The sequence below is a fragment of the Variovorax sp. Varisp46 genome, assembly GCF_059491885.1.
Map to the genome: position 1 here is coordinate 5,571,384 of NZ_CP168515.1, position 26,438 is coordinate 5,597,821.

Here is a 26,438-nt window from a genome sequence, read left to right on the forward strand (position 1 = left end):
TCATGCGTCCGCGACCTGCGCGACCACATGGCGCGCGGCCACCTGCGCGCCCACCGCGACATGCAGGGCGACGCGGCCGGCGCGCGGCGCGCAATGGACGTGCTCCATCTTCATCGCCTCGAGCGTGACCAGCGGCTGGCCCGCAGCGACCGCATCGCCTTCGGCCACGAGCAGCGCGATCACCCGGCCGTTCATGGAGGCGCGCAGCAGGCCGTCGCTGCCGGTGCCGTCGGTGCGCGCCACCGCGACGTGCGTGAGGTTCTCCAATCGGAACGACTGGCCGCGAAAGTGGAAATCCACGCGTTCGGCTTGCCGCGCGACGAACGCCTGCTCGGCCAGCCCGCCGCACGAGAAGCGCAGGCCGCCGTCGCCAGGCAGTGCGAGCAATGCGAGCTGCACGGGGGCTGCGCCGTCCAGTGCGATGTCGAATCGGCCGGCACCACGCGGTGTCACGCGGGCCGCACGCACCACGCCGTCGAGCGAGAAGCGCAGGGAATTGGGAAGCTTGTGCGCCAGCGGCGAGGGCCGGCCGCGCTCGCCCAGTTGCAGCAACAGCGCCGCCAGCAATGCAGCGCGGGTTTCGTTGACGGCATCCGCGGCAAGCAGCGATTCGAGGTGATCGCCGATGAAGGCGGTCGTTGCCGCGCCGCTCGCGAACACATCGTGCGACAGTGCACGCTGCAGCAGTTGCTGGTTGGTCGAGAGGCCGAGCGCCACCGTGTCCTGCAGGCCCGCGGCCAGCCGCTGCCGGGCTTCCTCGCGCGTGCGGCCGTGCGCCACGAGCTTGGCGATCATCGAGTCGTAGAAGGGCGGCACGGCGGCACCGTCGCGCAAGGCGTGCTCGGTGCGCAGCGCGGGCGAAGGCCGCCATGCCGCGAGCGCACCACTTTGCGGCAGGAAGCCCTGCCGTGGGTCTTCGGCGCACAGACGCACCTCGATGGCGTGGCCGGCGATGCGCACGTCCTGCTGCGTCAAGGGCAGGGGCTCACCGGCCGCGACGCGCAGTTGCAGCTCGACCAGGTCGAGGCCCGTCACTGCTTCGGTCACCGGGTGCTCCACCTGCAGGCGCGTGTTCATTTCCATGAACCAGTACTGGCCCTCTGCATCGAGCAGAAATTCCAATGTGCCCGCGCCTTCGTAGGCGATGGCTTTCGCCGCCGCGACGGCGGTCGCGCCCATGCGTTCGCGCAGCGCGTCGGACACGGCCGGCGAGGGCGCTTCCTCGATCACCTTCTGGTGCCGCCGCTGCACCGAGCAGTCGCGTTCGCCGAGGTGGATGGCGTTGCCGTGCCGGTCGGCGAACACCTGGATCTCGATGTGGCGCGGCGCGATGATGGCGCGCTCCAAGATCACGGTGGCATCGCCGAAGGCATTGAGCGCTTCGGATTGCGCGCTGTGCAACTGCTCGGCGAAGTTGGCCGCCGAGGTGACGAGCCGCATGCCGCGCCCGCCGCCGCCCGCGGTCGCCTTGATCATCACGGGCCAGCCGATGCGCGCCGCCTCGGCCGCGAGCTTTTCCGTGCGCTGGTCTTCGCCCTGGTAGCCCGGAATGCATGGCACGCCCGCCGCCTGCATCAGCCGCTTGGCGCCGGCCTTGTCGCCCATCGCGCGGATGGCTTCGGGCGATGGCCCGATGAAGACCAGCCCCGCATCGCGGCAGGCCTGTGCGAATGCCGCGTTCTCCGCGAGGAAGCCGTAGCCCGGGTGCACCGCATCGGCGCCGCTCGCATGCGCGGCCTCGACGATCGCGGCGATGTTCAGGTAGCTCTGCGCGGGCAGCGACTCGCCGATCCACACCGCCTCGTCGGCCTGCCGCACGTGTTCAGCATCCGCGTCGGCGCTCGAATACACGGCCACCGTGCGGCAGCCCATGGCGCGCGCGGTGCGCATCACGCGCGCCGCGATCTCGCCGCGGTTCGCGATCAGGATCTTGTGGAACGCGCTGCTCATGGCCGTGCCACCGAGAACTGCATGGCCTGCGGCACGCGCGCATCGGCATCGCGGCACACGGAAAGAACTTCGGCCAGCACTGCGCGCGTGTCGCGTGGATCGATCACGCCGTCGTCCAGCAGCAGCGCGCTGGTCGTGAACACGCTCATCTGGCTCTCGAAGCGCTCGACGACCTGCTGCTGCATCGCCTCGATCTTCGCGTGATCGACCGCGCCCTTTCTTGCCATGCCGGCCTCCATCACGATGGCCATGGTCTTCGCCGCCTGCTCGCCGCCCATCACCGCGGTGCGCGCGTTGGGCCACGAGAAGCAGAAGCGCGGCGCGAAGCCGCGGCCGCACATGCCGTAGTTGCCGGCGCCGTACGAGGCGCCGCAATGCAGCGTGATCTGCGGCACCGTCGCGCTGGTCACGGCCTGGATCATCTTCGCGCCATGCTTGATGATGCCGGCCTCCTCGTGTGCGCGGCCCACCATGTAGCCCGTGATGTTCTGCAGGTAGACGATGGGCGTGCGCGACTGGCAGCAGGCCTGGATGAAGTGCGTGGCCTTGGTCGCGCCGTCGGAGTCGATGGGGCCGTTGTTGGTGACGATGCCCACCGCATGCCCTTCGAGCCGGATGTGGCCGCAGACGGTGGCGCTGCCGTAGTGCTCGCTGAACGCCAGGAACTCGGAGCCGTCGGCGATGCGCGCGATGACCTCGCGCATGTCCACCGGCCGGCGGCCGTCGCTCGGCATGATGCCGAGCAGGTCTTCGGCGTCGTAGCGCGGCGGCGCGAACCGGCGCGGCTCTTCGTCGCGCGCCCAGTCGATGCCGCCGAGGATGGCGCGCGCGATGCGGATGGCGTCGCGGTCGTCTTCCGCCAGGTAGTCGCCCAGGCCCGAGATGTGGGTGTGCATCACGGCGCCGCCCAGCTCTTCTTCGGTCGCGATCTCGCCGGTGGCCGCCCTCAGCAGCGGCGGCCCCGCGAGAAAGGCCCGCGTGCGGTCGCGCACCATCACGATGTAGTCGGACAGCCCGGTCTGGTAGGCGCCGCCCGCGGTCGAGGAGCCGTGCGTCACCGTCACCACCGGCAGCCCCGCGGCCGACAGCCGCGCGAGGTTGCGGAAGATGTTGCCGCCGCGCACGAAGTCCTGCACGCGGTATTGCATGAGGTTGGCGCCGGCGCTTTCCACCAGCTGCACGTAGGGCAGCTTGTTCTCGAACGCGATCTCCTGCACGCGCAGCTGCTTGTCCAGGCCCATGGGCTGCAGCGCACCGGCATCGATGCCCGAGTCGGAGGCGCTGACCATGCAGCGCACGCCCGACACCTGGCCGATGCCGGAGATCAGGCCGCCGCCCGGCACGCTCCTGGCCAGATCGGGCTCGTCATGCCCCAGCCCCGCGAGCGAGGCCAGCGGCAGGAAGGGCGCGCCCGTGTCGAGCAGCAGCGCGAGGCGCTCGCGCGGCAGCAGCTGCCCGCGCTTGGCAAAGCGCTCGGCCGAGGCGCCGGAGGCTGCGACGGCGCGGGCCTCGTGTGCGCGCACCTGGCCGAGCAGCGCGAGCATGCCGGTGCGGTTGGCCTGGAAGGTGTCGCTGGCCGCTTGCAGCCGGGATTCGATGACTGGCATGTGGAGTCTGTGCAGGTCGCTTGTTTTCGCTCTGCACCGACTCTAGGGGGCGGGCGCCGCCCCCGCTTGCGCTTACTGGCTGGCCGCAGGGAGGTCAGCTTGCGCGGGCGCGCCGCGCGGCCACCGGGGCGTCGAGGCTGCTGCCGGTGACCACCCAGTAGATGAAGATCAGCACCGCGCCGGCCGTGCCGAACACCGTGAGGCCCATGTAGCTGCCGCCGATGGCCAGCGCGTCAGTGGGCGCCGTGGCGATGCACACCATGCTGGCCGCGCTCATGCCCACGTAGTGCATGGTGCAGACCGCCACGCCCATCACCACGGCCGCCGCAACCTTGTGCGTGAACTTGCGCAGGTTGAACGCCAGCCACAGGGCCGCCCCGGCGGCGGTGACGGCGATCAGCACCGACAGCCCGACCCTCGTCAGGTCGAAGTCCATCGAGGCGCGCATGTTCATCGCGAACATGCCCATGTAGTGCATCACGCAGACACCGATGCCGGCCAGCAGGCTGCCGCCGAGCCACCCCGATTTGCTGAACTTGCGCCGTCCGCCGGCCATGTAGAGGGCAATGCCGGAGATCAGGATGGCCGCCACCAGCGACACCACCGTGAGCGGCATGTTGTACGAGATGGCCACCGGCAGGCGGTACGCCAGCATGCCGATGAAGTGCATCGACCAGATGCCGATGCCGCCCAGCGCCACTGCTGCGCAGGCCACGACGGCGAGGTTGGGTTTGCCGTCCGCCCCGACCATGCGGCCGGCGCAGATGAGGGCCACCAGCGAGCCCGCGAAAGAAATGACGAACGAAAGCGCGACCATGCCCAGTGCGTACTCGGGCGACAGAAGTTGGCCTGTGACGAGCGGTGTCATGCGATGTCCCTTTCAAGAAAAGAGCGCCTCGCGGACTCCCGACCACCGGATGCGATCGGGACGCTGCAAGACGTCCCGCGCAGTCTGTAATATTTGTTTTTAAAAGTAAACCGAAATCTAAACTTTTCGTTACGCTACCTTACGGGCCGAATTCGATATATCGCATTGTTGCGATCGGCAGCCATGTAGATCGTGCCGTCGCGGCCCACTGCAACGCCTGTCACCACATAGGGCGGGGGCAGTCCCGGCCCGGGCGCGAGGCCGATCGGCAGGTTCTCGGCGACCGTCCGGCGCGTGCCGTTCACGGGGTCGATTTCCACCAGCCGGCGCGCCGCGCTCTCTGCCACGATGAAGCTGCCCCACGGCGTTTGCGCCAGCCCCTCGGGCAGCGCCAGCCCGTCGGCCACGGTGCGCAGCGGCGCACTGGCGTCCAGCGGAATGCGCAAGAGCTTGCCGGCCGCCTCGGTCACGTAGAGCGCGCCGTCTCGGCCGACGACCATCTGCACCGGGCCGTTCAAGCCGCTAGCAAGCACTGACTTTTCGGAGAACTTCGGCCCACTCGCGCGGGTGATGCTGCCGGTGGCGATCTCGGCGTAGATCACGCTGCCGTCGGGCATGGGGATGGCGTCGAACGGCGCTTTCAGGCCGTGAATGGTTTCGACGGTCTTCAGCGTCTGGCGGTCGACCAGCTGCACCGTGCCCGTGAACCACGAGCTCAGCGCGAAGAGCCTGGCCGAAAGCCCGACCGCGAACGGATAGTCGAGGTCGGGGTCGCGCTGCATGCGGAACACGTCGCGCACCTCGCCGGTGCGCACGTCGACCTGGCGAAAGCCGAAGACGTCGGCCACCCAGAGGTCGTTGCCGTCGATCTTCATGCCGGCCGGCACGGCCAACTTGCCGCTGGTGAGCGTGCGCAGGTCACCGGTGGCGGGGTTGAAGGCCTGCACCTCGTTGTTCGCCATGTTGGAGACGTAGATGGTTCCGTCCGGCGCGATGGCGAGGTTGTCGAGCGAGGGCCGCAGCTGTTTCGCGACGGTCTTGCGGCCGGTGGCGAGGTCCACCCGCACCAGCTCGCCGCTGCGCGCATCGACCACCCAGAGGTTGCCCTTGCCGTCGAGGTTGGCGGCGGCCGGGATCTTGAAGCCATCGGCGAGCACGGTCATGGCGCCGGTCGCCGGGTCGATCTTCACGACCTGGCCCTTGAACCAGAGCGGCCCGTAGAGCATGCCGTCGGACCCCACCTCGAAGCCGTTGAAGCCGCCCATGTCCTTCTTGATGAGCCGCGGCGGCTTCTGGCCTTCGCGGTCGATTTCCCACAGCGCGTCGCCCAGGAACACCTGCGAGGCGTAGAGCCTGCCGTTGCGGCGGTCGAAGTCGAGCGAGTTGAGGCCGGGCAGGTCCTTGGCGAGCACGCGCATGGGCGCGGCGTCGCTCTCGCGGTAGCGCAGCATGCCCATGAGGTAGTTGGTCCAGGCCAGCTCGCCCTTCGGGCCGACGGCGATGTCGTCGGCCTGGCCCTCGGGCGCGTCGATCAGCACCTTGGCTGCGCCGGTGCTGCGGTCGACCTCCCACAGCGTGTTGCCGAGCACCGAGCCGGCGAGCAGCCGGCCCTTGGCGTCGATGGCCAGCCCATGCACCCCGGCGAAGGACGACGGGGCGACCAGCGCCTCGGGCGGGCCCCAGGAAGCGGGCCGCGTGGCCGATGGCGGCGCGAGGCTGCCGCAGGCGCCCAGCAGGGCGAGGGTGGCGGTCAGCGCGAGGGCGCCGAGGCTGCTTCGACGGGGCATGGTGCGTGTCTCCTCTGGTTGATCGATGCGCGAAACAGTCTAGGAGGCGGGAGGGGCCGCGGGGTCTCTCCGGAGACAGGATGCGGACTTTCGTCCGCTGTGGATTACCCGGGGCCGCTCAGCCGCGCAGCAGCTGCGTGACCGTGTGGATCAGCAGTCCCACGAGCCCGCCCACCAGCGTGCCGTTGATGCGGATGAACTGCAGGTCGCGCCCGATGTGGCGCTCCAGCTCGAGCGTCATTTCCTGAGCGTTCCACTCGCCCACGCGTTCCTCGATGTAGCGGCGGATGTCTTCTCGGTAGCGCTCGATGGCCAGCGGCGCGGCCGCCTCGATCTGCTCGTTGATCCAGCGGCGGATGGCCTCGTCGCCCTGCAGCCGCGTGCCCAGCGCGGCGGCCATCGAGGCGATGCGCCGGCGGATGGTCGAGTCGCCGCGGCCCAGGTCGTCGTGCAGCCACGCCAGCAGCTCGCCCCACAGGCCATGCAGGTAGTCGCCCAGGGCCGGGTGCGCGACGAGCTCGGCGCGGATCTGCTCGCCGCGCTGCTGGAACTCGGGGTCGAGCTTCAGGCGCACCACGAAGTCGTCGACGAAGTGATCGAAGCGCCTGCGCATCGGATGGTCGGGCTCGGCCGCCAGCTCGCCGATGGTGCGCGCCACGGCTGCGACGATCTTGCGCGTGGCCAGCTTGGCGGCCACCTGGTCGAGGCCGACGTAGCGCAGCGTCTTGATCTCGCGCGCGATGGCCTCGGTGATGTGCGCCTGCACCTCGTCGCCTTCGAGCAGGCCGGCCACCTGCTGCAGCACGTCGTCGAGCAGGGCCTGGTGGCGCCCGCCGGCGGTGAGCGCGTCGAGCGCCTGGCCGGTGAGGCGCGAGAGATCGATCTTCTCGAGGCCCGCCGCGGCGGCGCGCCCCAGGAAGTCGCGCACCCGCTCGTCGTCGAAGGCCGAGAGCCCGTAGCGCGCGGCGGCCACGCCCCATTCGCCGAGCTTCTCGCCGCTCGCGGGCCGGGCCAGCCAGTCGGCGATGCGCCCGGCCGCATCGAATTCCCGCAGCTTGCCGAGCACCTGCCCGGTGCTCAGGAAGTTGTCGCAGATGAAGCCCGCGAGCTTGGCGCCGATGCGGTCCTTGTTGCTCGGGATGATGGCGGTGTGCGGAATCGGCAGGCCCAGCGGATGGCGAAACAGCGCCACCACCGCGAACCAGTCGGCAATGGCGCCGACCATCGCGGCTTCGGAGAAGGCGGCGACGTAGCCCCACGCCGGGTGCTGCGCATGCAGTGCACTGGCCACTGCGTAGAGCACGGCGGCGCCGCACAGCAGGCCGAGGGCGACGCGCTTCATGCGCTGCAGTGGAGTGCTGCTTTCGGTCAATTCAAGCCCGTCAGTCTTCCATCGCACAGCCGCGATGCTCCGGGGTGCGTGCACAGGGCACCGGGTACCCCCCTCCGCGAATGTCCCCCGTCGGCGTGAGCGCGCCCCGAACGACGCCCCGGAAAGCAATGCCCATCTCAGCCGATGGCAGAAGAAGAAGCCAGCCGCTCCATGAACAGCTCGCAGCGCGCCAGCTGCTCGAGGCTCACGTACTCGTCGGGCTGGTGCGCCTGCTCGATGCTGCCCGGACCGCACACCACCGTGGGGATGCCGGCGTTCTTGAACAGGCCCGCTTCGGTGCCGAAGGCCACCAGCGTGGTGCGATCCTCGCTTGCCAGGCGCTGCGCCAGCAGCGTGACGGGGTCGTTGGCAGAGCCCAGGAAGCTCGGGATCTCGCAGATGGTCTCGAAGCTGAAGCCCGCATCGGGCGCCACCTTCTTCATCGCGGGCTCGATGCTGCCCGCGTAGGCCACCACGTCGGCCTGCATGCGCTTCGCATCGGCGGTCGGCAGGTCGCGGAACTCGTAGCGGAACTCGGCGTCGCGCGGCACCACGTTGTCGGCGATGCCGCCGTGGAACTGGCCCACGCTCGCGGTACTGAATGGCACGTCGAAGCCCTCGTAGCGCGGCTCGCTGCGCTCGAAGCCTTCCGCCATGTCGCGCACCTTGCCGATCACGCGCGCCGCCATCTCGATGGCATTGACCGACTTCGGCGTGAGCGACGAATGCGCCTCCTTGCCGCGCACGCAGCACTTGTAGCGGTAGACGCCCTTGTGCGCGATGGCGGGCACCATGCTGGTGGGTTCGCCCACGATGCAGGCCAGCGGCTTGATGTTGGCTTCGCGCATGTCGGCGATGAGTTCCTTCACGCCGAAGCAGCCGATCTCTTCCTCGTAGCTGAATGCGAAGTGCACCGCGAAGGGCGAGTCGCTTTCCAAAACGCGCTTCGCGTTCGACAGCGCGATGGCGATGAAGCTCTTCATGTCGGCCGAGCCGCGGCCGTACAGCCGCTCGTCGCGCACCACGGCGGAGAGCGGGTCGACGCTCCAGTCCTGCCCGTCCCACGGCACCGTGTCGGTGTGGCCCGAGACGATCACGCCGGCCGGCTTGCCTTCGCCCAGCGTGGCGAACAGGTTCGCCTTGGTGCGCTCGGCGTTGTAGGTGATGCGGCTCTTGACGCCCAGGGCCGCGAGGTGGCTCTGCGCGAAGTCGATCAGTTGGAGGTTGCTGTTGGCACTGACGGTGTTCATGCGCACCAGGGTCTGGGCCAGCAGCAGGCTTTGGGGGGAAAGCGTATGGAGCATGCAACACATTCTCCAGGAAGTCGGCGCCGCGCGAGCGTGGGTGCCGAAGCTGTCACGCGAAGCGGTTACCCTGCGCCTCTTCATTCGGACGGAGAAACCACGACCATGCGCACCCTTCAGATCGCCCTGACCGCCACAGCCGCCCTTTGCGTGGCAGCCTGCAGCAGCACCGGACCCTCCAGCAACAAGCTGCTGACGCTCGACGGCAACCCGCCGCTGGTCATCGCCCACCGCGGCGCATCGGGCTATCTGCCGGAAGAAACGCTCGAAGCCTATGCGCGCGCCATCGAACTCGGCGCCGACGTGATCGAGATGGACCTGGTCTCCACCAAGGACGGCGTGCTCATCGCCCGCCACGACCCCAACCTCGCCATCAGCACCGACGTGGCCAAGCACCCCCGCTTCGCTTCGCGCAAGAAGACCATCAAGGTCGACGGCGAGACCCAGACCGGCTGGTTCAGCAACGACTTCACGCTGGCCGAGATCAAGACCCTGGGGGGCATCTCCACCGATGCCGAGCGCCCGCAGGAGTTCAACGGCAAGTACAAGATCCCGACCTTCCAGGAGATCATCGATTTCGCCAAGGCGAAGTCGAAGGAAACCGGCCGCACCATCGCCATCTACCCCGAGACGAAGAACCCGACCTACTTCCGCGACCTGGGCCTGCCGCTGGAAGACAAGGTCATCGCGGCCATCAACGCCGCCGGCTGGAACAGCAAGACCGCGCCGATCTACGTGCAGTCGTTCGAGCCGGGCAGCCTGAAGTACATGAAGAGCAAGGGCCTGAACACGAAGATCGTCCAGCTGATCGACGGCGACAGCGTCGACCTGAAGACCGGCGCGGTGACCTTCGCCGTGCCCAGCGACCGCCCCTACGACTGGACCAAGGCCGGCGACAAGCGCAACTTCGACGCCATGGTCACGCCCGCGGGCCTGGCCGAGATCAAGACGTATGCCGACGGCATCGGTCCCTGGAAGCGCTACATCGTGTGCATCAAGGGCACCATCGGCGCCGACGGCAAGCCGGTGGACGTCAACAAGGACGGCAAGATCAACGACGCCGACGCCACCTCCACGGCGCCCACCTCGCTGATCGCCGACGCGCACAAGGCGGGCCTGTTCGTGCACCCCTTCACCTTCCGCAACGAGTCGCGCCGCCTGGCCTCCGACTACAACAAGGACGGCAAGAACGAATACGGCGTGTACTACAAGCTCGGCGTGGACGGTGTGTTCACCGACTTCACCGACACTGCGCTGGCCGCGCGCGCCGACTACCTGAAGAGCATCGGCCGCTGAACGCGGGGCGTCGTCCAGACATGAGCGCCGACCTGTCCCCGCGCGACCTCGAACTGCTTCGCATGGCCATCCGGCTGTCGGACGAATCGAAGGCGCGTGGGCGCCATCCCTTTGCCGCGCTGGTGGCGAACGAGCACGGCGAAGTCGTGGCCACCGCGGGCAACAACTCGATGCCGCCCGAGGGCGACCCCACGCAGCATGCCGAGCTGGCGGCAGCGGCGCAGGCCGCGCGCCTGCTTACGCCCGGGCAGCTGGAGCGCTGCACGCTGTACACCAGCGCCGAGCCCTGCTGCATGTGCGCGGGCGCCATCTACTGGACGAACATCGGGCGGGTGGTCTACGCGCTGTCCGAGCATGCGCTGCTCGGCCTGACCGGCGACCATCCCGAGAACCCGACCTTCTCGCTGCCCTGCCGCGAGGTCTTCGCGCGCGGGCAGCGGCGCGTCGAGGTGGTGGGGCCGCTGCTGGAGGAAGAAGCCTCCGCGCCGCACATCGGCTTCTGGACCGCCGGGCACTGAATACCGGATAACGAGGCTTTGCGGGTGCCTCGAAACGCCGGAGTGGATAGACTGGCGTTTTGAGACGACCACGCCATGAAACTCATCGACTCGCTCGTCACGCAGGCCGCCGGCATCGCCGCCGTCCGACGTGACCTCCACGCCCATCCCGAACTCTGCTTCGAAGAAGTCCGCACCGCCGACGTGGTGGCAGGCAAGCTCACCGAATGGGGCATTCCCATCCACCGCGGCCTGGGCACCACCGGGGTGGTGGGCATCGTGAAGAACGGCACCAGCAGCCGCGCCGTGGGCCTGCGCGCCGACATGGACGCGCTGCCCGTCACCGAGCTCAACACCTTCGCCCACGCCAGCAAGCACCACGGCAAGATGCACGCCTGCGGGCACGACGGCCACACCGCCATGCTGCTGGCGGCCGCGCAGCACCTGGCGAAGCACCGCAACTTCGACGGCACCGTGTACCTGATCTTCCAGCCGGCCGAAGAGGGCGGCGGCGGTGCCCGCGAAATGATCAAGGAAGGGCTGTTCGAGCAGTTCCCCATGGACGCCGTCTTCGGCATGCACAACTGGCCCGGCATGAAGGCCGGCCAGTTCGCCGTGAGCCCCGGTCCGGTGATGGCCTCGGGCAACAAGTTCTTCGTCAACGTGATCGGCAAGGGCGGCCACGCCGCGCTGCCGCAGACCGGCATCGACCCGGTGCCGATCGCCTGCGAGATCGTGCAGGCCTTCCAGACCATCCTCACGCGCAAGATGAAGCCGACCGATTCGGCCGTCATCTCCGTCACTACCATCCACGCCGGCGAAGCCAACAACGTGATTCCCGACAACTGCGAGCTGTCGGGCACGGTGCGCACCTTCTCGATCGAGGTGCTCGACATGATCGAGGCGCGCATGAAGCAGATCTGCGACCACATCTGCGCGGCGCACGACGCCACCTGCGACTTCCGTTTCGAGCGCTACTACCCGCCCACCGTCAACACCGAGGCCGAGGCCGACTTCGCGCGCCGCGTGATGGGCGGCATCGTCGGCCCCGAGAACGTGCTGAAGCAGGAGGCCGCCATGACCTCGGAAGACTTCGCCTTCATGCTCCAGGCCAAGCCGGGCGCGTACGCCTTCATCGGCAACGGCGACGGCACGCACCGCGACATGCACCACGGCGAAGGCCCGTGCACCCTGCACAACGCGAGCTACGACTTCAACGACGATCTCATCCCGCTGGGTGCCACCTGCTGGGTGCAGATCGCCGAGCAGTTCCTCAAGCCCGGCGGCGCAAGCGCCTGATCGCCACATGATCGGAATCGCCGAAGCCTTCTCGCCGCGCTATGCCCAGGCGCGCCAGAAGTTCCTGCAGGGTTGCGTGAGTGCCGGCCTCTCGGTCGAGCCGCATGCGCATCCGCTCAAGGGGCGCGACGGCGAAGACCTGTCGATGGACGTCGCGCTCGACGGCGACGCGAACGCGCAGAACCTGCTGATCGTCACCAGCGCCTGCCACGGCGTCGAGGGCCACTGCGGCAGCGGCGTGCAGGTGTTCGCGCTGCACGACGCCGAATGGCGCGAGAAGGCGAAGGCGCAGGGCGTGGCGGTGCTGTATGTGCACGCGCTCAATCCGCACGGCTTTTCGCACGGCCGTCGCGTGACGCACGAGAACGTCGACCTGAACCGCAATTTCATCGATTTCTCGAAGCCGGTGCCGGTCAACGAGCCCTACGCCAAGCTGCACGAGCTGCTGCTGCCCGCCACCTGGCCGCCCACCCCCGAGAACCAGGCGGCGGTCGCCAAGTGGATCGAGAAGCACGGCGCCACTGCCTTCCAGGCGGCAGTGACTAGCGGGCAGTACCAGTTCGACGACGGCCTGTTCTTCGGCGGCAGGGCGCCGACCTGGAGCAACAAGACGATTCGCAGCGTGCTGAAGCGCCATGCGGGCAATGCTCGGCGCATCGCCTGGATCGACCTGCACACGGGGCTAGGCCCCAACGGGCTGGGCGAACGCATCTTCGCCGGCCGCGACGACAAGGCCGCCTATGCTCGCGCCAATGCATGGTGGGGCACGCCGGCCGCGCCCGTCACCTCGATCTACGACGGTTCTTCGACATCGGCGCTGCTGCGCGGGATGATGTGGGATTCGGCGTACGAGGAATGCCCGCAGGCCGAGTACACCGGCATCGCGCTCGAATACGGCACGCTGCCGATGCTCGAAGTGACCGGTGCCCTGCGCGCCGACCACTGGCTGCACAAGCATCCCGAGGCGCCGGCCGATCTGGCCGACGGCATCCGCGCGCGGATGCTCGAGGCGTTCTATACCGACACCGATGCCTGGCGCGGGCAGATCGTCAGCCAGGCTCGGCAGGCGATGTTCCAGGCTGTGGATGGCCTGACGGCCTGACCCCCCCGGGGGCTTCGCGCACTTCGTGTCGCTACGCCAACCCCCTCAAGGGGGCAATACCTGCGGCCCGGCAAAGCCGGTTCCGCGGTATTCCACGAAAGAAGTTCAGGTCCTGACGCGGCCGTCGCCCGTCAGCATCGAGAGCTCGACGAACTTCGAGCCCACGTGGTTCTTGGCCGAGAACGACACCTCGAAGCCGCCGAACTGCTGGCGGTCGATGCTTTCGAGCCCTGCGATCAGGCTCTCGCGCGTGGGCTTGCCCGGCGCCTTGCGCAGGCCCTCGGTCAGCACCTTCGCGGCCAGGTAGCCTTCCATGCTCGAAAAATTGGCGCTCGCGCCGCCGCCGGCCTTGCGCACCGCGTCGGTGAACTCGCGCGCCAGCGCATTGGCCGCGTTGTAGGGCGAGGGCACCACCTGGGTCACCATCACGCCGGCCGCATCCTTGCCCAACTCGTCCGCCAGCGCCTGCGTGCCAACGAAAGACATGTTGAAGAAAGTGCCGCCGTAGCCCGCCTTGCGCGCCTCGCGGATGAAGGCCGCGCAAGCCTTGTACGCGCCGACCTGCACCACCGCGTCGGGCCGGGCCGCCACCAGGGTCTTCACTGCCTGCGCCACGTCGGCCGAGTTGCGCTCCACCGTGGCCAGCGCCACCGGCTTGAGCTGCTGTTCGCCGAGCGCGAGCGTCACGCCGTCGAGCCCGGCCTTGCCGTAGGCGTCGTTCTGGTAGAAGACCGCGATCTTCTTCAGGCCCAGGTGCGTGAGCTGCTTCACCATCAGCGCGGTCTCGTCGTTGTACGAGGCGCGCAGGTGGAACACGTTCTTCTGGAAAGGCTCGCGCAGCGACATCGCGCCGGTGAGCGGTGCGATGAACGGCACCTTGTCCTTCACCGCCAGCGGCAGCGCGGCCAGGCTGGTCGGCGTGCCGACGTAGCCGAAGAGGGCGAACACGTCCTCTTCGATCAGCTTCTGCGTGTTGGCGGCGCAGCGCTCGGGCTCGTAGCCGTCGTCGAGGTTCTTGATCACCACGTCGCGGCGGCCCGGCTGGGCGTTGTAGGCATCCAGGAACAGCTTGGCGCCCTGGTTGAACTGGATGCCCAGCTGCGCCGCCGGCCCGGTGAACGGCGCCGACTGGCCCAGCACCAGCGGCGTGTCGCCCTGCGCCCGCGCAATGCCGAAGCCACCCAGCGTGGCGGCCGCGCCAGCGGCCAGGGAAAAACGTCGTCGATTCATCATGTCCAAAACCCACTCCTGCGCTCTGTCTCGCGCACACAAATTAGACTCGCCCGATGGCCCACGCATCGGATACCTTGCTCGAAGAAGCACCTTCCCAACCCGCATCGACCGCCGTGCTGGGCGCCTGCCCTCACGATTGCCCGGACACATGCGCACTCGTCACCACCGTCAGGGACGGCGTGGCCGTGAAGCTGCAGGGCAACCCCGCCCATTCGCACACGGGCGGGGTGCTGTGCACCAAGGTGTCGCGCTACATCGAGCGCAACGACCATGCGGAACGGCTGATACAGCCCCTGAAGCGTGTCGGCCCCAAGGGAAGCGGCCAGTTCGAGCCGGTGAGCTGGGACGCCGCCCTGGACGACATCGCCGCGAATCTTCGAGTATTACAGGGAAAACCCGAAGCTATTGTCCCCTATAGCTATGCGGGCACCATGGGGCTGGTGCAGGGCGAGTCGATGGACCGGCGCTTCTTCCACAAACTGGGCGCCACCCTGCTGGACCGCACCATCTGCTCGATGGCCGGCGGCGAGGCCATGGTCCACACCCTGGGCGCCAAGGTCGGCATGCGCATCGAGTTCTTCGCCGAGGCGAAGCTGATCCTGATCTGGGGCAGCAACTCCATTGCCAGCAACCTGCATTTCTGGCGCCACGCCCAGGCCGCCAAGCGCGCCGGCGCGCGGCTGGTGTGCATCGACCCGCGCAGGACCGAAACCGCCGACAAGTGCGACGAGCACATCGCGCTGCTGCCCGGCACCGACGCCGCGCTGGCGCTGGCCCTGATGCACGAGCTGATCGTGCACGACTGGCTCGACCACGACTACATCGCCAACCACACGCTGGGTTGGGAGCAGCTGCGCGAGCGCGCGCTGCAATGGCCGCCGTCGCGCGCGGCCCAGGTCTGCGGCATTCCCGAAGAACAGATCGTATCGCTGGCCAGGGCCTACGGCACCACCAAGCCGGCCGCCATCCGCCTGAACTACGGCATGCAGCGCGTGCGCGGCGGCGGCAACGCGGCGCGCGCCGTCGCGTGCCTGCCGGCGCTGGTGGGGGCCTGGCGCGACCGCGCCGGCGGCCTGCTGCTGAGCAGCTCGGGCCACTACCCGGTCGACCGCGCCGCGCTGCAGCGCCCCGACCTGCTGGCCGGGCGCAAGCCGCGCACCATCAACATGAGCACCATCGGCGACGCGCTGCTGGACACCGCCAACCCGGTGAAGGCCATCGTGGTCTACAACAGCAACCCGGTGGCGGTGGCGCCCGAATCGGCCAAGGTGGCGGCGGGCTTCGCGCGCGAAGACCTGTTCACCGTGGTGCTGGAGCAGTTCCGCACCGACACTGCCGACTATGCCGACTACCTGCTGCCCGCCACCACGCAGCTGGAGCACTGGGACATCCACTGCAGCTACGGCCACACCGACGTGCTGCTGAACCGGCCGGCCGTGGCGCCGCGCGGCGAGGCCCGCAGCAACGCCTGGGTGTTCCGCGAGCTGGCGCGCCGCATGGGTTTCGACGAGCCCTGCTTCTCCGACGACGACGAGACGTTGTGCCGCACCGCCTTCGCCGGGAACACCATCGACTTTCCCGAGCTGCTGGCGCAGGGCTTCACCAGCTTGAAGCTGCCCGAGGCGCCGTTTGCCGATGGCAAATTCCCCACGCCCTCGGGCCGCTGCGAATTCTTCAGCGCGCGACTCGAGGCCATGGGCATCGACGGCCTGCCCGATCACGTGCCCAACTGGGAGCCGGCCGGCAGCTCGACCGAATTCCCGCTGGCCATGATCTCGCCGCCGGCGCGCAACTTCCTCAACTCGACCTTCGTCAACGTGACCAGCCTGCGCGCCATCGAGGTCGAGCCGCTGCTCGAGATCCACGAGGCCGATGCCGCCGCGCGCGGCATCGAGGACGGCGCGATGGTGCGTGTGTTCAACAAGCGCGGCGAACACCGCTGCCGCGCAGAAGTCTCGCGCCGCGCGCGGCAGGGCGTGGTGCATGGCATGGGCATCTGGTGGCGCAAGTTCGGCGTGGACGGCACCAACGTCAACGAACTGACGAGCCAGCGCCTGACCGACATCGGCCGGGGGCCCACCTTCTACGACTGCCTCGTCGAGGTCGAGAAGGCGTGAGGCCCCTGCGCGCTCTCGCGCTGGCCGGCTCGCTGTTCCTGGCCGGCTGTGCCGACCTCGGCTACTACTGGCAGTCCGCCAGCGGCCACATCGGCATCATGCGGGCCGCCAGGCCCGTGCCCGAATGGCTGGCCGATCCGGCCGTGTCTGCGCCGCTGAAGGCCAAGCTCGAACTCGCCCAGCGCATCCGCCGCTTCGCTTCCAGCGAACTCGGCCTGCCCGACAACGCCAGCTACAAGTCGTACGCCGACCTGCACCGCCGCGCCGCCGTGTGGAACGTGGTGGCCGCGCCGCCGTACTCGCTCACGCTCAAGAGCTGGTGCTTCCCGGTCGCGGGCTGCGTGGGTTACCGCGGCTACTACAGCGAGGATGCGGCCAATGCCGAAGCCGAGGCGCAGAAGAAGCAGGAGCTGGAAACGGCGGTGTACCCGGTGCCCGCGTACTCCACGCTGGGCTGGATGAACTGGGCCGGCGGCGATCCGCTGCTGTCCACCTTCATCGGCTACCCCGAGGGCGAGCTTGCGCGCATCGTGTTCCACGAGCTGGCGCACCAGGTGCTCTACGTGTCCGGCGACACGGTGTTCAACGAGTCGTACGCCACCGCGGTCGAGCGCATCGGCGGGGCGCTGTGGCTGCAGCGCGAGGCCGGCGAGCCGGCGCGGCGCGAGTACGCGCAGTTCGACGCGCAGCGCCAGGAATTCCGCGCGCTGGCGCTCGACACGCGCCGCGCGCTGAACCGCATCTACGAATCGCCCGAAGCCAAAGCCGGGGACCGGACCAGGGTCGACGCCATGAAACGGGCCGCCATGGCCGATTTCCACGAACGCTATGCGAAGCTGAAGGCGGGCTGGACCGGTCCGCGCCAGAACGCCTACGACGCCTGGGTGGCGCGCGCCAACAACGCAGCTTTCGGTGCGCAGGCCGCCTACGACGACCTCGTGCCCGGCTTCGAGAAACTCTTCGAGCGCGAAGGCCGCGACTGGCCGCGCTTCTACACTGCGGTCCGGCGCATTGCCGCGCTGCCGACCGACGCGGAACGCCGCAGTGCGCTTCAGTCGGCGACCGGCATCCTGCAGACCCATTCCAGCCCGGAACACAAAAACGGAGACCACGGTGCCTGACATCCATATCGAACGCAACCACACGCTGGGCATTGCCGGGGCGCGCGCCGTCGCGCACAAATGGATCGCACAGGTCGAGCAGGAGTTCGGCCTCGAATGCGTCTACACCCAGGGCGACGGCCGCGACGTGGCGACCTTCACCCGCGCGGGCATCGACGGCACGGTCGAAGTCACGGAGAGCACCTTCACGCTCGACGCGACGCTGGGCTTCCTGTTCAGCAGCTTCAGCGAAATGATCGAGCAGAAAATCACGCGCAGCCTCGACGCAATGCTCCAGTCTCACCGGGGCCGCAGCCGCCTCGCCTGACCGTCTCCGGGATCCGGACGGCGGTGGCACGGCACACTCTGGCGCCATGACGACGACCACAACCTCTTCCCCTCCGGCCGCGGGCCCGCTGGCCGGCCTCAAGGTCATCGAGCTCGGGCAGCTGATCGCCGGGCCTTTCGCGGCGCGCACGCTGGGCGACTTCGGTGCCGAGGTCATCAAGATCGAGCCGCCCGGCGCGGGCGATCCGCTGCGCACCTGGCGGCTGCTGAAGGACGGCACCTCCGTCTGGTGGCAGGTGCAGTCGCGCAACAAGCGCTCGCTGGCGCTGGACCTGCGCGAGCCCGAGGCGCAGGCCATCGTGCGGCAGCTCGCGGCCGAAGCCGACGTGCTGATCGAGAACTTCCGCCCCGGCGCGATGGAAGGCTGGGGCCTCGGCCCCGACGATCTGCTGGCCGCCAACCCCGCGCTCGTCATGCTGCGCATCAGCGGCTACGGCCAGACCGGGCCTTACCGCGACCGCCCCGGCTTCGGCGTGGTGGCCGAGGCCATGGGCGGGCTGCGCCATCTCACGGGCGAGCCAGGCCGCGTGCCGGTGCGCGTGGGCGTGTCGATCGGCGACACGCTGGCCTCGCTGCACGGCGTGATCGGCGTGCTGCTGGCCATGCAGCACCGGCATGCCACGGTGAGCGCCGACTATCCGAAGGGCCGCGGACAGGTGATCGACGTGGCGCTCTACGAGGCGGTCTTCAACTGCATGGAAAGCCTGCTGCCCGAGTACGGCGCGTTCGGCGCGGTGCGCGAGGCGGCCGGCAGCGCCTTGCCCGGCATCGCGCCGACCAATGCGTACCGCTGTTCGGATGGCGGCTATGCCATCGTCGCGGGCAACGGCGACAGCATCTTCCGCCGCCTGATGGAATGCATCGGCCGTCCCGACCTGGCGGCCGATCCGGCGCTGGCCGGCAACACGGGCCGCGTGGCGCAGGTCGAAATGCTGGACGCCGCCATCGGCGACTGGACCGCACAGCGCACCGTGGACGAGGTGCTGGCCGCGCTCGACGCGGCGCATGTGCCGGGCGGGCGCATCTACACCATCGCCGACATCGCGGCCGACCCGCACTATGCGGCGCGCGGCATGCTGCAGCAGGTGCGCATGCCCGACGGCAGCGCGCTCGCGGTGCCCGGCTTCGTGCCCAAGCTGTCGCTCACGCCGGCGAGCCACCGGCACAACGCGCCGGCGCTGGGCGCGGACACCGATGCGGTGCTGAAGGAAATCGGCCTGAGCGCCGAGCAGATCGCCGCGCTGCACGCGCGGGGGATCATCGGCTGAGGGTCGCGGTCAGCCTCGCAGCGATTCGATGAGGTCGATGTATTTCTGCTTGGCTTCATCGGCGCTCGCACCTTTCTGGGCCGTCCAGGCGTCCCACTTGGCGCGCGCGACGATGTCGCTGAAGCTGGGCTTCTTGGCGGTGTTGTCGCCCTCGGTGGCTTGCTTGAAAAGGCCGTAGATCTTCAGCAGCGTCGGATTGTCGGGACGCTCGGCGAGCAGCTTGGAGTTGGCCTGGGCGGCTTCGAATTGGGCGTTGAGGTCGGACATGGGGCTCGAATTGAAAAGCGGAAACCGCGCATCTTAAATTGAGCGGTACCGTTGGGTACCAGGTTCAGTCTTTCAGTCCCGCCCGGGCCAGCTCCACGTCCAGCCGTTCGCGCGCATCGGCCGGCTTCAGCGCCGCTGCCTTTTCATAGAGCCGCGTCGCCTCACCCATGCGCGACTCGCCGTGCAGCATCAGTTGCGCGCGGGCGTATTCCATCATTCCGGCGGCCGAATGCGGGTGCAGCTCCAGGCCCCGCTCGAACAGCGCGAGCGAGGTTTCCGAGCGCACGCCGTAGGTCATGCGGCCGACCAGCGCGCCGACCTTGTCGATCACCTCGGCATGGAACGAGGCCAGCGCGAGGTGGGCGTCCGCATGCCGCGGCTGCAGTTCGATCACCCGTTCCAGCGCGCCCTTGAGCTTGCCGCCCAGGCCTTGGGCCAGTGCGCGCGCCACGCTGATGCCCTGGCTGTAGCGGCCCAGCGCATAGGCCTGCCAGTAGAGCGCCTGGCAGTTCTCGGGCTCGGTGGCGGCCTGCGCGCCGGCACGCTCGATGACCTGGCGCAGCATCGCGAGCCGCACGGCCTCGCGCGGCTCCAGGTAGTTGGCGTAGATCGCGGTCGCCTGGTTGGCCAGCGCCATTCCCTCGCCGCCCAATTGCAGGCCGATGGCGGCGGCGCGTTCGAATTCGCCGCTGTGGTACAGCGCCCAGCCTTCGGCGAGCGGCGAGCCTTCGGCCGGCAGCGGCAGCTCGTGGCCGGCATGCAGGCGCGGCCAGTGGTCCAGCACGCTGCGCACGTCGAAGCGGGGCAGGTCGGCCCAGGGCAGGGGCGTCCAGGGGCCCGGGCTGGCGGCGGCAACCGGGCTGGCGGACATCAGCGAGAGCGGTTTGAAATCGGGGTGGGGCATGGTTGTCTAGGCCGCCATATCGACAGGAGATGCCGCGGCGCCGGCGCCCAGACTGCCGCTGCTGGCGGCATCTTCACCGTTGTAGGCGTTGCTCAGTGTCAGCAAATGCCGCCGCTGCTCGTGCTCAAGGTAGGGTGCGAGCAGGTGCAGGGTGTGATGGCCGCCACGCATCAGCGCGCCCTGTGCGTGCGCGGGTTCCAGCGCTTCCCGCGGATTGCGCACGTACTCGTAGCTGAGCCAGTAGGTCAGCACGACGACCATGCTCTGCGCCAGCGTGTCGACCTCGTGCACGTCGATCTCGAGATGGCCGGCGCGGCTCAGGCCGGCGATCAGCTGGCGGATGGCGCGGGCCTTGTTCTTCAGCACCAGCTGGAACCGGGTTTCCAGCAGCCGGTTCTTGCTGAGCAGGTCGTTCAGGTCTCGGTAGAGAAAGCGGTAGCGCCAGATCAGCTCGAACAGGCTGTGCATGAAGAACCACGCGTCCTCCACGTCGTGCACGCCCTCGCTCGCGTGCAGCAGCTCGTTGAGCTCGGTTTCGTAGGCTTCGTAGAGCTTGTTGATCAGCTCTTCCTTGGCCGGGTAGTGGTAGTACAGGTTGCCCGGACTGATGTTGAGTTCGCCCGCCACCAGCGTCGTCGAGACGTTCGGCTCCCCGAAGCGGTTGAACAGATCCAGTGCGGCTTCGAGGATTCGTTGCGCCGTGCGGCGTGGCGCCTTCTTTGCCATGTCGGTGCCCCCGTGTGCTCGTGTTCTTGGGGACACTCTAGCCTATGTGCACCGCACCATGGACGGTGCGGGACATGTTTTGCAGCGCCGGGTTCTTGTGCGGTGCCGCAATACCGGCCGGCCGCTCGGGGCCGGCGCGGTGTCAGCCCGGCTTGCTGCGGCGCAAGGTGGTTTTCTTGGCGGCGGGGGCGGCTGTCTTGCGCGCCGTGGGCTTGCGGGGGGCCGCACCCGCTTGCTTCTTCAGCTGGGCTTCGAGCGCCTCGACGCGCGCCTGCAGCGCGGCCATGTCGGCTGCGGTGGGTGCGCCCAGTTTTTCGAGGGCGCGCGCCACGCGGTCTTCGAAGATGTTCTCCAGCTTGCCCCACTGGCCTGCGGCTTTGGTGCCGAACTCGCTGGCGAAGCCGGCCATGCGCTGCTGGGCCTGGGCCAGGGTTTCCTCGGCGGCCTGCTGGGTCTTCTTCTGCATGCCGGCGCCGTCCTTCACCAGCGCCTCGAAGGCTTTGCTGCCTTCCTGCTGCATCTTGGCGAAGGCGCCGAGCCCTGCGAGCCAGATCTGCTGGGCGGAATCCTTGATGCGGTCGGCGGCCTTGCCGTTGCTGTCGTCGTCCTGGGTAGCCATGCGAATGTTCCTTTTTGCAAACGATCGCCTGACTCTAGCCGCTCGGCGTGCTCCCCATTAGAGCTTCACGTCTACATGCGAAGCCGGGAGGGTCTACGGTGTCGCGCCGGCTGCGCGGCTCGCATCGAGGTGCATCTTGGCGCGCTCGGCCAGTGCCATTTCGCCGGGGGTGCCGGGCACGAAGCTTTCCACCGGAAGTGGCCGGCCGTGCGAGTCGACCGAGACGAACACGATCAGGCATTCGGTGGTCTTTTCCATCGCGCCGCCCTTCATGTCGCCGCTGCGCACCTCGACCGAGATGTTCATGCTGGTGTTGCCCGTGTAGGCCAGGCGGGCCTCCACCTCGACGAGGTCGCCGATCATGATCGGGCGGTGGAAGCGGATGCTGCCGATGAAGGCGGTGACGCAGTAGCGCTTGGACCAGCTGGTCGCACAGGCGTAGCCGGCCTCGTCGATCCACTTCATGACCGTGCCGCCGTGGACCTTGCCGCCGAAGTTGACGGTGCTGGGTTCGGCGAGAAAGCGCAGGGTGATCGAAGACATGGGGCCGCCTTTTGTGGATATGGCTGTGGGAGGAGCCGCGATTATGCGAGCGGGGCCACGCCTGCGGACGCCGCCCGTCGCTCGGGCATGCACGCCCGGTCAGCTGCCGCTGAACAGCTGGGCCAGCGTGCGCCGCAGCCAGGCATTGCCCGGGTCGGCGTGGAAGCGCTCGTGCCAGTGCTGCTTCACCGCGTAGTCGGGCAGCACGAAAGGCGGCTCCAGCAGCTTCACCGGCTCCTGCGTGGCCAGCACGTTGCCGAGGATGCGCGGCACCACCACGATCAGTTCGGTGTGCGCCACGATGCGCGCCACGCTCAGGAAGCTCGACAGCCGCACCACCACGTTGCGCTTCAGGCCCAGCCGCGCGAGGGTCGTGTCGACGATGGCATGCCCGGTGCCCGAGGTGGACACCACCGCATGCGCCTCCGCCTCGAAGCGCTTGCGCGTGAGCTTCGCGCCGATGCGCGGGTGGTTCTGTGCTGCCAGGCAGACGAAGTTCTGCATGAACAGCGTCTGCTGGTAGAAGCCCGCGTCCAGCTGCGGCATGAAGCCCACGGCGAGGTCGACCTCGCCGTCCTGCAGGCGGCGGCCGCTGAGGGTGGAGATGATCTCGGTCTCGATGTGCACGCCCGGCGCCGCGCGCCGCAGGTGGTCGAGCAGGCCGGGCAGCAGCACCACCTCGCTGATGTCGGTCATGCAGATGCGAAAGCGCCGCTGCGCCTGCGCGGGCTCGAAACTGCTGCGGTTGCCCTGGGCCTGAGCCAGCTGGGCCAGCGCCTCGCGCAGGTTCGGGTAGATGCGCTCGGCGTGCGGCGTGGGCTGCATGCCCTGCGCGGTGCGGGTGAACAGGCGGTCGTCGAAGTGCGCGCGCAGCTTGTTCAGCGCGGTGCTGGCCGCCGCCTGCGCCATGCCCAGCCGCTCCGCGGCCTTCGAGACGTTGCCGGTCTTGTAGACCTCGTCGAACACGGCGAGCCATTCGAGATCGAGCTTGGACATGGGCGATTTACGCTGCGGTGAAAGTCACCATTATCGAAATTTCGAATTCCGTGTATTGGCAGGCGGTCTTGAGGAAATAGTGGTGCGGACCAACAATGCCGCCACGGAGACACCCAAGCCCAATGAAACCCGCGCCTTCCAATGCGGCCGAACGCCGCGACTACTACGCCCGCATCAGCCCCCTGCACCTCACGCCGCTGTGGGAATCGCTGCACGCGCTGGTGCCGCGCGAACCGCAGACGCCCTGCGTGCCCGCGCTGTGGCGCTACGACGAGATCCGCCCGCTGCTGATGGAGTCGGCCGACCTCATCACCGCCGAGGAGGCCGTGCGCCGCGTGCTGGTGCTGGAGAACCCGGCGCTGCCCGGCAATTCGTCGATCACCCAGTCGCTCTACGCCGGACTGCAGCTCATCATGCCGGGCGAGGTGGCGCCTTCGCACCGCCACGTGCAGTCGGCGCTGCGCTTCATCGTCGACGGCAAGGGCGCCTACACCACGGTCGGCGGCGAGCGCACCACCATGCATCCGGGCGACTTCATCATCACGCCTTCCTGGGCCTGGCACGACCACGGCAACGAAGGCATCGGCGGATCGGTCGAGCCGGTGGTGTGGCTCGACGGCCTCGACATCCCGATGCTGCGCTTCTTCGACGCCGGCTTCGCCGAGAACGACGATGCCAAGGTGCAGCACGTGGCGCGCCCCGAGGGCCACAGCCTCGCTCGCTTCGGCCACAACATGGTGCCGGTGCGCCACGACCACGCCTCGGCCACCTCGCCGATCTTCAACTACCCCTATGCCCGCAGCCGCGAGGCGCTGGCCCAGCTGCAGAAGCAGGAGGCGCCGGACGCTTGGCTGGGCCACAAGCTGCGCTACATCAATCCGCTGACGGGCGGCTCGCCGATGCCGACCATCTCGACCAACCTGCAGCTGCTGCCCAAGGGCTTCGCGGGCAGGACGCATCGGGCGACCGACGGCGCGGTGTACAGCGTGGTCGAAGGCCACGGCACGGCCGAGATTGGCGGCCAGCGCTTCGCGTTCGGTCCGCGCGACACCTTCGTGGTGCCTTCGTGGGCGCCGCTGCGCCTGTCTTCGCCCGACGAAGACACGGTGCTGTTCAGCTTCTCCGACCGTCCCGTGCAGCAGGCCATGGGCATCCTGCGCGAAGCCTTCCTCGAAGACGCCTGAACCGGGCGCCCGGCTTTTCTTCTTGTTTGTTCGACCCAGCGCCGCCCCATGCGGCAGGAGTTTTCATGTCCTTCGTCTTCACGCCTCCTTCCATCGTCGGCCTGCCCATCGTGGGCTCCGACCAGCAGTTCCCCGTGCGCCGCGTCTACTGCGTGGGCCGCAACTACGCGGCCCATGCGCGCGAGATGGGCTTCGACCCCGACCGCGAACCGCCGTTCTTCTTCTGCAAGCCGAACGACGACGCCTCCGTCGTGCCCGTGGCGGACGGCAAGGGCGCCTCGATCCCCTATCCGCCGCTCACCAGCAACTACCACTACGAAGCCGAGCTGGTGGTCGCCATCGGCAAGGGCGGAAAGGACATCCCGGCCGAGCAGGCCGCCAGCCACATCCACGGCTACGCCGTCGGCCTGGACATGACCCGCCGCGACCTGCAGATGAAGATGCGCGAGCAGGGCCGTCCGTGGGAAATCGGCAAGGCCTTCGACTTCTCCGCGCCCATCGCGCCGCTGCGCACGCTGGCCGACGTGGGCGAACTCAACGCCGGCACCATCACGCTCGAAGTCGACGGCGAGGTGCGCCAGAACAGCGACATCACGCACCTGATCTGGTCGGTGAACGAAGTCATCGCCAACCTGTCGACGCTCTTCACGCTGCAGCCCGGCGACCTGATCTTCACGGGCACGCCCGAAGGCGTGGGTGCGGTGAAGCCGGGCCAGACGATCAAGGTGAGCATCGAGCGCCTGCCTTCGCTCACCGTGCACATCGACTGACTCCCTCCACCGCGCAGGCCTGCCATGACTCCCTCGAAGAATCCTCCCTCGGTGCTGCTGGTCGGCGGGGGCATCGGCGGCATGGCTGCCGCACTGGCACTGGCGCGCCTGGGCGTTTCCATCGACCTGCTGGAGCAGAGCGCTGCCATCGGCGAGATCGGCGCCGGACTGCAGCTCGGCCCCAACGCCTTTGCCGCGCTCGATGCGCTGGGCGTGGGCGAGGCGGTGCGCCGCGGTTCGGTCTTCACCGATCGGCTCGTGATGATGGACGCCGTCGATTGCGGCGAAGTGGCCTCGGTGCCGGTCGGCGAAGCCTTTCGCGCACGTTTCAGGAACCCGTACGCGGTGAGCCATCGCGCCGACCTGCACGGCGCGATCCATGAAGCCGTGAGGCAGCACCCGCTGATCCGCTTCCACACCTCGGCGCAGGTCGAGGCCATCGACACCGGTGCGCACGGTGTCACGGCTGTCACGCGCGATGGCCGCCGCTTCCAGGCCGATGCCATCGTCGGTTGCGATGGCGTGAAGTCGGTGGTGCGCAGCAAGCTCATCGGCGACGCGCCGCGCGTGTCGGGGCACGTGGTGTACCGCGCCGTCGTGCCCGCGGCCGACATGCCCGCCGACCTGCGCTGGAACGCGCCCGTGGTCTGGGCCGGCCCCGACTGCCACCTGGTGCACTACCCGCTGCGCCATGGCGAGCAATACAACCTCGTCGTCACCTTCCACAGCCGCGGGCAGGAGGAGTGGGGCGTGACCGATGGCAGCAAGGCCGAAGTGCTTTCGTACTTCGAGGGCGTGCATGCGCGCCCGCGCCAGCTGCTCGACCGCCCGACCTCGTGGCGCCGCTGGAGCACCGCCGACCGCGACCCGGTCGAACGATGGAGCGAGGGCCCTGCCACGCTGCTGGGCGATGCGGCCCATCCGATGATGCAGTACCTCGCGCAGGGCGCCTGCATGGCGCTCGAGGATGCCGTGACGCTCGGCGCCGCTGTGCAGGCCTGCGGTTTCGACATGCCCGCCGCGTTCAAGCTGTACGAAGCGGCGCGCATTGCCCGCACGGCGCGCGTGGTGCTGTCGGTGCGCGAGATGGGGCGCCTCTATCACGCCAGGGGCGTGGAGCGCCTGGTGCGCAACAGCCTGTGGGCAGGGCGCTCGCCCGAGCGCTTCTACGATGCGGTCGAGTGGCTCTACGCCTGGCGGCCGGAGCATTGCCTGGACGACGCGCCCGAGGCGCTGCGGCCCGGGGCGGTCGCCGTGCTTTCGCCGCATTGAAGCCTGCTT

General features: G+C 68.7%; 24 protein-coding genes. 11 read left to right on the plus strand and 13 right to left on the minus strand.

Going from position 1 to position 26,438, the window contains the following annotated elements; all coding sequences use genetic code 11:
* From ACEN9N_RS26410 to argE, 6 genes are all read right to left on the minus strand, one after another.
* A complete protein-coding gene (locus ACEN9N_RS26410) occupies window positions 1-1,950 on the minus strand; it encodes an acetyl/propionyl/methylcrotonyl-CoA carboxylase subunit alpha (RefSeq protein WP_495654882.1) in 1,950 nt (649 codons plus the stop codon).
* Window positions 1,947-3,557, minus strand: coding sequence for an acyl-CoA carboxylase subunit beta (locus ACEN9N_RS26415; RefSeq protein WP_495654883.1), 1,611 nt, complete (start codon window positions 3,555-3,557; stop codon window positions 1,947-1,949). The genes ACEN9N_RS26410 and ACEN9N_RS26415 overlap by 4 nt, the downstream gene beginning before the upstream one ends.
* Before the next feature lie 94 nt (window positions 3,558-3,651).
* Complete coding sequence (locus tag ACEN9N_RS26420; protein ID WP_007835438.1) at window positions 3,652-4,425, minus strand: MHYT domain-containing protein; 774 nt, start codon at window positions 4,423-4,425, stop codon at window positions 3,652-3,654.
* 134 nt (window positions 4,426-4,559) lie between these two features.
* Window positions 4,560-6,212, minus strand: coding sequence for a Vgb family protein (locus ACEN9N_RS26425; RefSeq protein ID WP_495654884.1), 1,653 nt, complete (start codon window positions 6,210-6,212; stop codon window positions 4,560-4,562).
* A gap of 118 nt (window positions 6,213-6,330) precedes the next feature.
* On the minus strand, window positions 6,331-7,554 hold the full coding sequence (locus tag ACEN9N_RS26430; RefSeq protein ID WP_495654885.1) for a DUF445 domain-containing protein: 1,224 nt from the start codon (window positions 7,552-7,554) through the stop codon (window positions 6,331-6,333).
* Window positions 7,555-7,721: 167 nt separating this feature from the next.
* Window positions 7,722-8,888 (minus strand): acetylornithine deacetylase, encoded by a 1,167-nt coding sequence (gene argE / locus ACEN9N_RS26435; protein ID WP_495654886.1) that lies wholly within the window; start codon window positions 8,886-8,888, stop codon window positions 7,722-7,724.
* Between the two features lie 105 nt (window positions 8,889-8,993).
* On the opposite strand from argE, the gene ACEN9N_RS26440 reads away from it, so the two are divergent.
* The 4 genes from ACEN9N_RS26440 (at window position 8,994) to ACEN9N_RS26455 (ending at window position 13,082) form a co-directional block, all read left to right on the plus strand.
* Window positions 8,994-10,184 carry a glycerophosphodiester phosphodiesterase gene (locus ACEN9N_RS26440; RefSeq protein WP_495654887.1) on the plus strand — a complete coding sequence of 397 codons (1,191 nt, stop codon included), beginning with the start codon at window positions 8,994-8,996 and terminating at the stop codon, window positions 10,182-10,184.
* Window positions 10,185-10,204: 20 nt separating this feature from the next.
* The gene (locus ACEN9N_RS26445; RefSeq protein ID WP_413312333.1) at window positions 10,205-10,702 is read left to right on the plus strand and encodes a deaminase; all 498 of its coding nucleotides are present in this window, start codon (window positions 10,205-10,207) and stop codon (window positions 10,700-10,702) included.
* 75 nt (window positions 10,703-10,777) lie between these two features.
* Window positions 10,778-11,980, plus strand: coding sequence for a M20 aminoacylase family protein (locus ACEN9N_RS26450; RefSeq protein ID WP_495654888.1), 1,203 nt, complete (start codon window positions 10,778-10,780; stop codon window positions 11,978-11,980).
* Window positions 11,981-11,987: 7 nt separating this feature from the next.
* Window positions 11,988-13,082, plus strand: coding sequence for a M14 family metallopeptidase (locus ACEN9N_RS26455; protein ID WP_495654889.1), 1,095 nt, complete (start codon window positions 11,988-11,990; stop codon window positions 13,080-13,082).
* 105 nt (window positions 13,083-13,187) lie between these two features.
* On the opposite strand, the gene ACEN9N_RS26460 is transcribed toward ACEN9N_RS26455, so the two are convergent.
* Complete coding sequence (locus ACEN9N_RS26460; protein ID WP_413312337.1) at window positions 13,188-14,315, minus strand: ABC transporter substrate-binding protein; 1,128 nt, start codon at window positions 14,313-14,315, stop codon at window positions 13,188-13,190.
* Between the two features lie 53 nt (window positions 14,316-14,368).
* Between ACEN9N_RS26460 and ACEN9N_RS26465 the strand changes: the two genes are divergently transcribed.
* Genes ACEN9N_RS26465 through ACEN9N_RS26480 form a run of 4 tightly spaced genes read left to right on the plus strand, consistent with a single transcriptional unit; the run spans window position 14,369 to window position 19,148 of the window.
* Window positions 14,369-16,432 carry a molybdopterin-containing oxidoreductase family protein gene (locus tag ACEN9N_RS26465; RefSeq protein ID WP_495654890.1) on the plus strand — a complete coding sequence of 688 codons (2,064 nt, stop codon included), beginning with the start codon at window positions 14,369-14,371 and terminating at the stop codon, window positions 16,430-16,432.
* Window positions 16,429-17,553, plus strand: coding sequence for an aminopeptidase (locus ACEN9N_RS26470; protein WP_413312339.1), 1,125 nt, complete (start codon window positions 16,429-16,431; stop codon window positions 17,551-17,553). The genes ACEN9N_RS26465 and ACEN9N_RS26470 overlap by 4 nt, the downstream gene beginning before the upstream one ends.
* Window positions 17,546-17,860, plus strand: a complete 315-nt coding sequence (locus ACEN9N_RS26475) for a polyhydroxyalkanoic acid system family protein (RefSeq protein WP_413312341.1) — start codon at window positions 17,546-17,548, stop codon at window positions 17,858-17,860. The genes ACEN9N_RS26470 and ACEN9N_RS26475 overlap by 8 nt, the downstream gene beginning before the upstream one ends.
* A 46-nt stretch (window positions 17,861-17,906) precedes the next feature.
* Window positions 17,907-19,148, plus strand: coding sequence for a CaiB/BaiF CoA transferase family protein (locus ACEN9N_RS26480; RefSeq protein ID WP_495654891.1), 1,242 nt, complete (start codon window positions 17,907-17,909; stop codon window positions 19,146-19,148).
* Window positions 19,149-19,157: 9 nt separating this feature from the next.
* Here the strand turns inward: ACEN9N_RS26480 and ACEN9N_RS26485 are convergent, their stop codons facing one another.
* From ACEN9N_RS26485 to ACEN9N_RS26510, 6 genes are all read right to left on the minus strand, one after another.
* A complete protein-coding gene (locus ACEN9N_RS26485; RefSeq protein ID WP_007835415.1) occupies window positions 19,158-19,415 on the minus strand; it encodes an acyl-CoA-binding protein in 258 nt (85 codons plus the stop codon).
* Window positions 19,416-19,479: 64 nt separating this feature from the next.
* Complete coding sequence (locus ACEN9N_RS26490) at window positions 19,480-20,319, minus strand: hypothetical protein (protein ID WP_495654892.1); 840 nt, start codon at window positions 20,317-20,319, stop codon at window positions 19,480-19,482.
* Between the two features lie 6 nt (window positions 20,320-20,325).
* Window positions 20,326-21,045: a TetR/AcrR family transcriptional regulator gene (locus tag ACEN9N_RS26495; protein WP_413312346.1), complete on the minus strand. Its 720-nt coding sequence runs from the start codon at window positions 21,043-21,045 to the stop codon at window positions 20,326-20,328.
* Window positions 21,046-21,187: 142 nt separating this feature from the next.
* Entirely contained in the window at window positions 21,188-21,664 is a 477-nt protein-coding gene (locus tag ACEN9N_RS26500) for a phasin family protein (RefSeq protein WP_495654893.1), read from the minus strand.
* Window positions 21,665-21,757: 93 nt separating this feature from the next.
* Complete coding sequence (locus tag ACEN9N_RS26505; RefSeq protein ID WP_495654894.1) at window positions 21,758-22,207, minus strand: acyl-CoA thioesterase; 450 nt, start codon at window positions 22,205-22,207, stop codon at window positions 21,758-21,760.
* 99 nt (window positions 22,208-22,306) lie between these two features.
* Window positions 22,307-23,203, minus strand: a complete 897-nt coding sequence (locus ACEN9N_RS26510) for a LysR family transcriptional regulator (RefSeq protein WP_007835407.1) — start codon at window positions 23,201-23,203, stop codon at window positions 22,307-22,309.
* A 122-nt stretch (window positions 23,204-23,325) separates the two neighbouring features.
* Here ACEN9N_RS26510 and gtdA point away from each other — a divergent pair, with 122 nt between their 5' ends.
* From gtdA to ACEN9N_RS26525, 3 genes are all read left to right on the plus strand, one after another.
* The gene (gene gtdA / locus ACEN9N_RS26515) at window positions 23,326-24,387 is read left to right on the plus strand and encodes a gentisate 1,2-dioxygenase (protein ID WP_413312350.1); all 1,062 of its coding nucleotides are present in this window, start codon (window positions 23,326-23,328) and stop codon (window positions 24,385-24,387) included.
* Window positions 24,388-24,452: 65 nt separating this feature from the next.
* Complete coding sequence (locus ACEN9N_RS26520; RefSeq protein ID WP_007835403.1) at window positions 24,453-25,157, plus strand: fumarylacetoacetate hydrolase family protein; 705 nt, start codon at window positions 24,453-24,455, stop codon at window positions 25,155-25,157.
* A 24-nt stretch (window positions 25,158-25,181) separates the two neighbouring features.
* Window positions 25,182-26,429: a 3-hydroxybenzoate 6-monooxygenase gene (locus ACEN9N_RS26525; protein WP_495654895.1), complete on the plus strand. Its 1,248-nt coding sequence runs from the start codon at window positions 25,182-25,184 to the stop codon at window positions 26,427-26,429.
* The last annotated feature ends 9 nt before the right edge of the window (window positions 26,430-26,438 follow it).

Bases quoted from the DNA above. Each gene is read 5' to 3' on its own strand.
- ACEN9N_RS26410 (WP_495654882.1), bottom strand. From the start codon at position 1,950: ATGAGCAGCGCGTTCCACAAGATCCTGATCGCGAACCGCGGCGAGATC.
- ACEN9N_RS26415 (WP_495654883.1), bottom strand. From the start codon at position 3,557: ATGCCAGTCATCGAATCCCGGCTGCAAGCGGCCAGCGACACCTTCCAG.
- ACEN9N_RS26420 (WP_007835438.1), bottom strand. From the start codon at position 4,425: ATGACACCGCTCGTCACAGGCCAACTTCTGTCGCCCGAGTACGCACTG.
- ACEN9N_RS26425 (WP_495654884.1), bottom strand. From the start codon at position 6,212: ATGCCCCGTCGAAGCAGCCTCGGCGCCCTCGCGCTGACCGCCACCCTC.
- ACEN9N_RS26430 (WP_495654885.1), bottom strand. From the start codon at position 7,554: ATGAAGCGCGTCGCCCTCGGCCTGCTGTGCGGCGCCGCCGTGCTCTAC.
- argE (WP_495654886.1), bottom strand. From the start codon at position 8,888: ATGCTCCATACGCTTTCCCCCCAAAGCCTGCTGCTGGCCCAGACCCTG.
- ACEN9N_RS26440 (WP_495654887.1), top strand. From the start codon at position 8,994: ATGCGCACCCTTCAGATCGCCCTGACCGCCACAGCCGCCCTTTGCGTG.
- ACEN9N_RS26445 (WP_413312333.1), top strand. From the start codon at position 10,205: ATGAGCGCCGACCTGTCCCCGCGCGACCTCGAACTGCTTCGCATGGCC.
- ACEN9N_RS26450 (WP_495654888.1), top strand. From the start codon at position 10,778: ATGAAACTCATCGACTCGCTCGTCACGCAGGCCGCCGGCATCGCCGCC.
- ACEN9N_RS26455 (WP_495654889.1), top strand. From the start codon at position 11,988: ATGATCGGAATCGCCGAAGCCTTCTCGCCGCGCTATGCCCAGGCGCGC.
- ACEN9N_RS26460 (WP_413312337.1), bottom strand. From the start codon at position 14,315: ATGATGAATCGACGACGTTTTTCCCTGGCCGCTGGCGCGGCCGCCACG.
- ACEN9N_RS26465 (WP_495654890.1), top strand. From the start codon at position 14,369: ATGGCCCACGCATCGGATACCTTGCTCGAAGAAGCACCTTCCCAACCC.
- ACEN9N_RS26480 (WP_495654891.1), top strand. From the start codon at position 17,907: ATGACGACGACCACAACCTCTTCCCCTCCGGCCGCGGGCCCGCTGGCC.
- ACEN9N_RS26485 (WP_007835415.1), bottom strand. From the start codon at position 19,415: ATGTCCGACCTCAACGCCCAATTCGAAGCCGCCCAGGCCAACTCCAAG.
- ACEN9N_RS26490 (WP_495654892.1), bottom strand. From the start codon at position 20,319: ATGCCCCACCCCGATTTCAAACCGCTCTCGCTGATGTCCGCCAGCCCG.
- ACEN9N_RS26495 (WP_413312346.1), bottom strand. From the start codon at position 21,045: ATGGCAAAGAAGGCGCCACGCCGCACGGCGCAACGAATCCTCGAAGCC.
- ACEN9N_RS26500 (WP_495654893.1), bottom strand. From the start codon at position 21,664: ATGGCTACCCAGGACGACGACAGCAACGGCAAGGCCGCCGACCGCATC.
- ACEN9N_RS26505 (WP_495654894.1), bottom strand. From the start codon at position 22,207: ATGTCTTCGATCACCCTGCGCTTTCTCGCCGAACCCAGCACCGTCAAC.
- ACEN9N_RS26510 (WP_007835407.1), bottom strand. From the start codon at position 23,203: ATGTCCAAGCTCGATCTCGAATGGCTCGCCGTGTTCGACGAGGTCTAC.
- gtdA (WP_413312350.1), top strand. From the start codon at position 23,326: ATGAAACCCGCGCCTTCCAATGCGGCCGAACGCCGCGACTACTACGCC.
- ACEN9N_RS26520 (WP_007835403.1), top strand. From the start codon at position 24,453: ATGTCCTTCGTCTTCACGCCTCCTTCCATCGTCGGCCTGCCCATCGTG.
- ACEN9N_RS26525 (WP_495654895.1), top strand. From the start codon at position 25,182: ATGACTCCCTCGAAGAATCCTCCCTCGGTGCTGCTGGTCGGCGGGGGC.